The 8,007-nt window shown below is 35.1% G+C and carries 10 protein-coding genes; 7 read left to right on the top strand and 3 right to left on the bottom strand.

The genetic code is table 11. The annotated features are described in order from the left end of the window. The first annotated feature begins 257 nt into the window (after positions 1–257). Both ACQKII_RS23295 and ACQKII_RS23290 read left to right on the top strand, forming a co-directional pair. The gene (locus tag ACQKII_RS23295) at positions 258–566 is read left to right on the top strand and encodes a hypothetical protein (protein ID WP_427462817.1); all 309 of its coding nucleotides are present in this window, start codon (positions 258–260) and stop codon (positions 564–566) included. A gap of 202 nt (positions 567–768) precedes the next feature. Further along, positions 769–1,731: a DUF3885 domain-containing protein gene (locus ACQKII_RS23290; protein WP_427462816.1), complete on the top strand. Its 963-nt coding sequence runs from the start codon at positions 769–771 to the stop codon at positions 1,729–1,731. A 157-nt stretch (positions 1,732–1,888) separates the two neighbouring features. Here ACQKII_RS23290 and ACQKII_RS23285 read toward each other — a convergent pair whose 3' ends face one another. Beyond that, positions 1,889–2,527 carry a hypothetical protein gene (locus ACQKII_RS23285; RefSeq protein WP_427462815.1) on the bottom strand — a complete coding sequence of 213 codons (639 nt, stop codon included), beginning with the start codon at positions 2,525–2,527 and terminating at the stop codon, positions 1,889–1,891. Positions 2,528–3,046: 519 nt separating this feature from the next. Between ACQKII_RS23285 and ACQKII_RS23280 the strand changes: the two genes are divergently transcribed. Beyond that, entirely contained in the window at positions 3,047–3,430 is a 384-nt protein-coding gene (locus ACQKII_RS23280; protein ID WP_427462814.1) for an AAA family ATPase, read from the top strand. A 101-nt stretch (positions 3,431–3,531) separates the two neighbouring features. On the opposite strand, the gene ACQKII_RS23275 is transcribed toward ACQKII_RS23280, so the two are convergent. Next, positions 3,532–4,077 carry a TetR/AcrR family transcriptional regulator gene (locus tag ACQKII_RS23275; protein WP_427462813.1) on the bottom strand — a complete coding sequence of 182 codons (546 nt, stop codon included), beginning with the start codon at positions 4,075–4,077 and terminating at the stop codon, positions 3,532–3,534. 171 nt (positions 4,078–4,248) lie between these two features. On the opposite strand from ACQKII_RS23275, the gene ACQKII_RS23270 reads away from it, so the two are divergent. The 4 genes from ACQKII_RS23270 (at position 4,249) to ACQKII_RS23255 (ending at position 7,106) form a co-directional block, all read left to right on the top strand. Further along, positions 4,249–5,670 (top strand): DHA2 family efflux MFS transporter permease subunit, encoded by a 1,422-nt coding sequence (locus tag ACQKII_RS23270; RefSeq protein ID WP_427462812.1) that lies wholly within the window; start codon positions 4,249–4,251, stop codon positions 5,668–5,670. A 496-nt stretch (positions 5,671–6,166) separates the two neighbouring features. Beyond that, positions 6,167–6,391: a hypothetical protein gene (locus ACQKII_RS23265; protein ID WP_427462811.1), complete on the top strand. Its 225-nt coding sequence runs from the start codon at positions 6,167–6,169 to the stop codon at positions 6,389–6,391. A 22-nt stretch (positions 6,392–6,413) separates the two neighbouring features. Then, on the top strand, positions 6,414–6,563 hold the full coding sequence (locus tag ACQKII_RS23260) for a hypothetical protein (protein WP_369435969.1): 150 nt from the start codon (positions 6,414–6,416) through the stop codon (positions 6,561–6,563). 213 nt (positions 6,564–6,776) lie between these two features. Continuing rightward, positions 6,777–7,106 (top strand): DUF3889 domain-containing protein, encoded by a 330-nt coding sequence (locus tag ACQKII_RS23255; protein WP_427462810.1) that lies wholly within the window; start codon positions 6,777–6,779, stop codon positions 7,104–7,106. A 47-nt stretch (positions 7,107–7,153) separates the two neighbouring features. Here ACQKII_RS23255 and ACQKII_RS23250 read toward each other — a convergent pair whose 3' ends face one another. Then, on the bottom strand, positions 7,154–7,708 hold the full coding sequence (locus ACQKII_RS23250; protein WP_427462821.1) for a DJ-1/PfpI family protein: 555 nt from the start codon (positions 7,706–7,708) through the stop codon (positions 7,154–7,156). Positions 7,709–8,007 lie beyond the last annotated feature (299 nt).

The following is an 8,007-nucleotide window of genomic DNA, read 5'->3' as shown; positions in this document are numbered from 1 at the left end:
GACGTTGACGTGTCATAGTAGCACGCTCCCTTATGTTTATAGTCTAAGTTTACTAACCCTTATTTTATCTGTCCAACTTAGTGTAGCCTATCCAAATAAATCCTTATTGAACGAGAGGGTGCTTTACTTGAAGACCATTGAGCTGCTTAGACAGCTCTTTTTTGTTATTGTACTAACGGTGCAGTTTAGAATGAATAAGAAATGTAATAATATGGATATTGTTGAAAGGAAGATTCGATAAAGGGAGGTGTATTTGTGTGTTTACATTTATTATTATAGCTTACTGTATATTTGTAGCAATCAATCTTATACACAAAAATAGAGAATCAATAAGACAATTAACGGCTAAACAATTAATTCTCGCTTCTTTTGCCTATCTTTCCACGGTGTTTTTGGGGGTTATTTGCATTTATTATGGAGGTAATTGGATTGCTGGACAATTTTCAAGTCGTTTTCTGCAATCAGTTGTTTTCATTTTGATAATTATCATCACAACATCATTATGCCAATGGCCATTAAGAAAAATATTAAATAGAGTTACATCAGGTATTTTTCCTAAGAATTGAAAAGTAATAAATCTTCTATAGCGATGGTATCATAAAAAATTTTAGACAGCTCTTATTTTTTCTTCATCACGAAGTGGTGGAAACCGTTGATACATCAATGTTTATAGAGGAAGTTTAGTTAAATAAGGAACCTATAAGGAGATATCGAAAAGTTACAAGCAGACGGGAGATTACACAGAATTTATTTGAGGGAGGAATTCCATTGAAGGAAAAAATATTGAAGTACATAGAAAGTAATTTCCCTAACTTAACAAGCGATTTGCATCTAAGGTTCGAACTAGGTGACCCATATAAAAATGGAACTGAAGAAAGAATTAATCAAGTTGTTACAAGAGTTACCACATTGTTCGAAGAAGTGTTCAAGCCGGATGATTTTATTTATCTATATATAAAAGATTGGGATGTAACAGAGGATATTATGTTTGGAAATAACACTCCAGAATACCTGTATGATTTATTAAGTAAACAAAATATAGAAGAGGAAACTTTGTTCGATATAGATGAGGATTATGATGAGTTAACGGGTCAAACAATAGAAATAAAAAATGAATACAAAGTGAAATTTGTATACTCACGATTAAAGTCTATTAGCTATAAGGAAGTACTGGGAGGTATAGGAAATTATGAACAAGGAAGAGATCCTTCTATTGGAGAATCTGTATATTTTATTAGCACTGAAAAGGACATAATATTTCACATGTATGACGACCGTGGATGTGATTTTTTTGGCTTAAATAAAGATACTCTTGTGCCCTTATACCATAAGTTTAGAAAGTGGATTTTAGACTATAACCGTATTGAAATAGACGACGCTTTTGAAGAAGGTTTATTTAATTATTATGAAACTACCGAGGAAAAAGAAAAAAGGCTTAGAGAAAACAGACTAAAAGTAAAAGAAACTAAAATTAACTTATCTCAGGACAATACATGTCACATTACTCATGCTCTTGCTATACCAAATGAATGTGCAGAAGAATGTATCAATGAGATAGGTGAAACAGGATTTAATATCGCTATAGATAACAAAAATAGCGAGTGTACTAATATTAAAGCAACAAAAACAGAGGCTTTGGCACTTGTTGATTATCAAACTGAGCTTATGTCTTTATATTCAAAAAAATATAAAGGTGAGTATATAGGATGGTCAGTTAAAGAAGCTTTTTAATTAGAAAATCCTTCTTCAACTAAAGAGGGTAAGAGTTTAAAATCAAGCTGCCGAATTCAAAGGCAGCTTTTCTTATTGAGCTAACGAGACAGAATAGAGGAATAAGAATGATTATATAAAATAACAGCCTTATCAACTTACTTGATAAGGCAAAGGTTCACTCCTTTTTAGATTTTTCACGTTCATTTTTTTGTTTTTGCTTTAACCAATAATCGGGTGGTTGATAACTAATTAAAGAATAATCAAGTTCAGCTCCATTAGTTGCTAACTGAATTAACAAAAACTTCTCCTTATTACTCGGGTGTATATCTGCTGTTTTAATGTTTATAACCTCTACTCCTGTTCGTTTAGGTGTTCCAACAACAACAACTTGATTTCCTTTTGTATAAACATCTGTGATATTTGTTTGAAACACAACTATATACAGGTCAAGGTCTGTTTCATTTATATCAGTAGGAAAAGCAATACCTACTTCCTGTTGAAAATTAAATTCAGCAGAAATCCCGATGGCATAAAAAGGGAATATGCGGTGAAGAGCATAGTGTATTCGAGAAGGAATATAGCTCCATCTCCCACCCCCATATGTGCTATGCCATTGTTCTTCATATATTGGTCTAATGTAGTTTGGTTCGCTTTTTATTACTTTGAAAGGAATTTTTGTTCCTTCTTTTGACACTTCTGAAATGGGGATGACATCGGTAGGGAAATGCACCTCTGTTCCTTTTTCAAATGGGAAAGGTGAGTCAAGAGTAGTGGTAGGTTCAGGTGGTTCGAGGTTATCTAAACGTTGTTCCAATTCCTGAATTCGTGTATGTTCACTTTTATCACTATTCGATTGCGAGAAGGATAACTCCATCGATTTTGTATATATGGACTTACTGTAAACAAATAAGCTTATAATAATCGAAAAACAAATAATATATCCAATCTTTGTTTTTAACATATTCTAATCACCTCACCATATTTTCTGCTTTTACAAGGGAGTTATTCGTAAGATTAGTTATTAAAGTAAGAATGCGGTATACCGTTAATTATGATTTAGAGACATCGTATGCAGATTTTGGTAGTGGGCAGAAGATTATAACCGTAGAAAAGAATTTAGAACCATTTAGAGAGTATTGGTTTATTTCATCAATAACAACGAAATATAATTAATGGGAAGCATTTACTCCAGCCGAGACAGTTTTAAAATAGTTTCGGGTCAAAAGTCAAGTGAATACAAGACTGTTTTTTAATCAAATTCCTCCATATACTAATCTATAGTGTTAGGTATCTAGTTTCATTAAACGAACTTCGACAGGAGGAATTAATTAAAATGCAATCGGCCCCTATTATTATCATTTCAGGACCTCCGGGATCTGGTAAGAGTACTATTGCACGACGTCTTGCGGAACAATCAACACATGAACGTTCAATCCATATGCATACAGATGACTTCTATAAGTACATTCAAAAAGGATATGTCCCTACATGGTTGCCTGAAGCACAGAATCAAAATATTGTAACACTAGAAGCGTTTACGGCAAGTGCTTCCCGATTTGCTTTAGGGGGCTATCAAACAATTGTAGATGGGATTATTGGACCTTGGTTTTTAGACCCTTGGTTTCAAGCCGTTCGCGAGGGATTGGATGTCCATTTTGTTGTATTACGCCCAGATGAAAAAACAACGATATCAGAAGCTAGCTCTTTTTTTAATTGAACTAACGGCGGAGGTTAGTTGAATAAGGAATAAATTTTTTATTATTATAATGAAATTTACATCTAACCTTAATGAACCTAATCAATTCTTCCGCTTGTGATTTAACTCTTATACAATAGATAAATTTGATTCGCTATATAGTCCGAACTGAAGTGTAAGCCTTTTCTAATCCACCACATAATAACACCAATTAACGAAGCAGTTTTAATATCAACTGTTACGTAGTTTTCCGGTAGTATTTGCTCACTATTTTCCCTTCTCTTCATGACAAGTTGTTGGATAAATATAAATAGCTTTTCTTCGAAGTCATCATTGTCAAATAAAATTAATAAGTAATCACGGTGACTATATAATTTATCTAATAACTTCGTTAATTGCTGTTTCTCCGTCAAATCTTTAGCATCAATAAGAGTTATTATTTGAATTGAAATTTCTTCCATTATTTCGTGGGTTAGGTGGTCAATTAATTCCTGAATATCATGGTAATGCAAATAAAAAGTTGTGCGATTTAATTTTGCAGCCTTCGCTACTTTTTGTACGGTCAATGAAGAAGTCTTTTCCCCTGCACTTAATAATTGTAGGACTGCCTTCTTAAACATTTCCTTTGTTCTAATCGACCTTGGATCTTCTTTTTTATCCGCAGACATTTGTTCACTCCTCTGTTCATCATCTCTTATTTCATCGACAGCAAATTTATTATTGTCGACTACTGAACAATTTGAAAAATATTGTTTATGGTCAAGAGATATAGCATTCTGATACAATATACTTTATCGACAAAATGTCGATAATACAAGTTTCAATATAAAGGAGTTTACATGCAAAACGAATTAACAGAAAGAGCAAAGACCATTTTATTGGTCGTATTAATAATAGGATGTTTTTTATCTACATTAAATCAAACATTGTTAAATGTTGCACTTAGTAACTTAATGGATGTATTTCAAGTAGATGCGGCTACCGTCCAATGGTTATCTACTGGATTTATGCTTGTTAATGGGGTACTTGTCCCAATTACTGCATTTTTAATGAAGAGGTTTACGACGAGACAACTGTTTATAAGCTCAATGGGCTTTTTATTAATCGGTTCAATTGTTTGTGGGAGTGCCATGAATTTTGGCTTACTATTAAGTGGACGAATGATTCAAGCTGTCGGAGCCGGCATCATCGTACCTCTTATGATGACGGTAATTTTATATTTATATCCTGCTGAAAAGCGCGGAGCAGTAATGGGCAAAATAGGGTTTGCAATGATATTTGCACCTGCAATTGCTCCTACACTTTCAGGTTTCCTCATTGAATATTTCTCATGGCGTTGGCTATTTATCGGGTTAGTTCCATTTGTAATTGCTGTTATTTTGATAGCAAATAAATATTTAATGAATGTCGCAGAAACAACAAAAGCAAAATTGGATATGTTCAGTATTTTACTTTCAACAATAGGCTTTGGCAGTATTCTGTTTGGATTTAGTAGTGCAGGAAGTAAAGGCTGGGATGATGTAACTGTTTTAACAACGACCATTATTGGTATTATCATTACATCTCTGTTCTGTATCCGACAAATCAAGTCAAAAGATCCATTGTTAAATTTAACTGTTTTCAAGTATAAAATTTTTACATTAACATCAATTATTAATGTTGTTATTACGGTGATTATGTATGCAGACTTAATTTTGCTACCTATTTACTTGCAAAATGGTCGAGGTTTTACAGCTTTAGAAGCAGGATTGCTACTTTTACCTGGAGCAGTCATTAATGCCTTCCTTTCGCCAGTTACAGGGAAAATGTTTGATAAATATGGGGCTAAACCTTTATTTATAATTGGACTAGTATTTATTATTATTTCTATAGGGGGCGTACTAAATCTAACCTCATCTACAACTTTTGTATATCTCATGATTCGTACAATTATTTTACGAATAGGTTTAAGTTTTATTACGATGCCATTAAATACAGCTGGCTTAAATGCACTTCCACGAGAATTAGGTTCACATGGATCTGCTGTTAATAATACAGTTCGCCAACTTGCAGGTGCTATTGGTACAGCCGTTGTGATGACTATTTATTCAATTCAATCAACTGCTCATGCCACAGCACTTGCGACACAGCAAGATGTTCAGGAAAAAATCCGTCAATTATCGTCTATTTTGAGTACCAATGACGCATATTTAGTTATGTTGGTATTTGCGATTGTCGGATTAGTAGTTGCATGCTTTATGCCGAGAGTGCAGAAAATCTAATGATTTTTTTAAAAGCTGTTTTACGAACCTAAATCGTATAACAGCTTTTAGTTTGGGACTGAAGTATAAATGTACTTATGTTATTGCTATTGTAGGTAAAGTTTGATTGAAAATGATTATAAATAGCAAAAATAGCCCCCGTTCAGTTTAGGTAGTGACCCCTTAAAGTTAAAGTTTTTTGTATCGGATCATTATCTGCACGGTCGATTGATAGCCAAGCGATGGGTTCTTGTGAATGTATGAGCCGTTGACTTAAAAGATACATTTATTAGTAATATACCTAGATTTTATGGAAAGTAAAAACGCATTGCAGCTTGCGTAGTCGTGCAACTATCCAAGTGAAGCTAACAAAGAGTTGAATACCAAATTCCCGCAAACGGTGAAAACGCATGATCGTTTTATACAGAAAATGCACATGTATCTTCTACCATTGAAGTTTTCCCCAAAGCATAATTCCTTCCTTCCTGAGCAAATTACAAGTAGGAGGTGAACATCTATGGGCAAAAGAAATAACAAAAACAGCAAAAAAACGATGAATGTTAGAACACATAATCCTTTTGGCACCTATAAAAGCAAAGACCTCGATAGAAGTAATAGCAATAACAATAACCCAAATGACAACCTAAACGAAGAATTCTCTGCAGAATTCGATGCAAAGGCAAAAAACAAAGACAATAAAACGAATCATGATAAAAATCAGCAATCCAATAAAAAGAACTAGCTAAATTTTGGAGGTGGCAGTAATGGCGAAGAAAGGTAAAACAAGCTTCAAAAAGAAAAAGAAGAAAGATACACATAAAAGAAATGATCGTGAAGAATATTCAGCCGAGTTTAATGCAGTGATTCATAATAACGTGCAACAGCCAAGTAACCCAAATAAACGCAGTCAATAAATGTGAATGAAAATAAATGCCCCAAAGTAGAATGTGAATTCTGCTGGAGCATTTATTTTTTGCTGTTTCAGCAGTTCTATGCAAACTAAAAAAAGATTTAATATTGTACAGCTGCAATCACTGTAGAAAATATGCCAATTTCTTCACAGCCTGAAGAGCATAAATGATTGTCCGGAAATGGAGCATTCTAAGGTAAAGGAGTGGAGCTCGATTATGCGAAAGTCATTTATTGCACTTGGAATTTTTCTTACAGCTAATACTGCGCCTCTTCCTATTCCAACGATTGCTCATGCTCAACAAGCAACGCCAAGCTATGCGAAATGGGGAAGGCTCGCTATAACAGAGACACAGTCAAAATATCCCCGTGCGAAAATTATTGACTATTTGCATGAAGGAAGTGAAATTTCTGCGGCTGCAACAATTGAAAAATTTAAGCTGTGGTTAAAAGACGGTAACAAGGAATTCGGCGTTTATGTAAAAATTAAGTATACGACCGCAACGGAAAAAGTGGTCAATATTGAGTTTCAAGAAACGGCTAGATAAAAAAGAGGGTGCCTGTAAGTTTTAGGCACCCTCTTCACTTCATAGCGTTAACCTTGTAATTTTTGCATGAATTCCCGCATGACACCAGGTAAATCAGGCCATGCATGACCGCTTACGAGATTACCATCTGTATGCAAGTTCGCCTCAATATAAGTGGCACCAGCTACTTGTACTTCTGGCTTGCAGGCAATATAGGCTGTTAGTTCTCGCCCTTTCAGCACCTCAGGAATGGTCGCGAAAATTTGAGCTGCGTGACAAACTGCGGCAATCGGTTTATTGGCTTCAAAGAAATGGCTGACGATTGCTGGGACATGCTCATTTAAACGAATGTATTCAGGTGCTCGACCACCCGGAATGATTAACCCATCAAATTGCGAGGGATCAATATCTGCAAAGGCTGAATGGGCCTCTAAGCCATACGCTGGACGTTCGATGTATGTATCGACGCCTTCGACAAAATCATGCAATACCGTTTGTAATTTTTTCGCAGAAGGTGCTGCAATCGTTACGTTATAGCCTGCCTCTAGGCAGCGATAATATGGATAATAAATTTCCAACGCCTCTACAGCGTCACCTGCAATGATCAAAACATTTTTCCCCATTACTCCATCCCCTTTTCTTTGTGAATCTAGTAGCTTTATTCGACACTTTGGAAATGAATTAGCTGATTTTTCCGAAAAGGTTGTTATCGCCGGTAAACCAAGAATAATCGCCGGTAGCATCGTGGAAATCGCCGATAACCCATGAATAATCGCCGTTAGCATCGTGAAAATCGCCGGTAAACCATGAATAATCGCCGCTAGCACCGTGAAAATCGCCGGTAAACCATGAATAATCGCCGGTAGCATCGTGGAAATCGCCGGTAGCCCATGAATAATCGCCGTTAGCATCGTGGAAATCG

The sequence above is a fragment of the Lysinibacillus sp. NPDC048646 genome (assembly GCF_050272295.1).
Lineage (GTDB): Bacteria > Bacillota > Bacilli > Bacillales_A > Planococcaceae > Lysinibacillus.
Note: the sequence above shows the minus strand (reverse complement) of the source record. Positions and strands in the feature narration are given on the sequence as shown.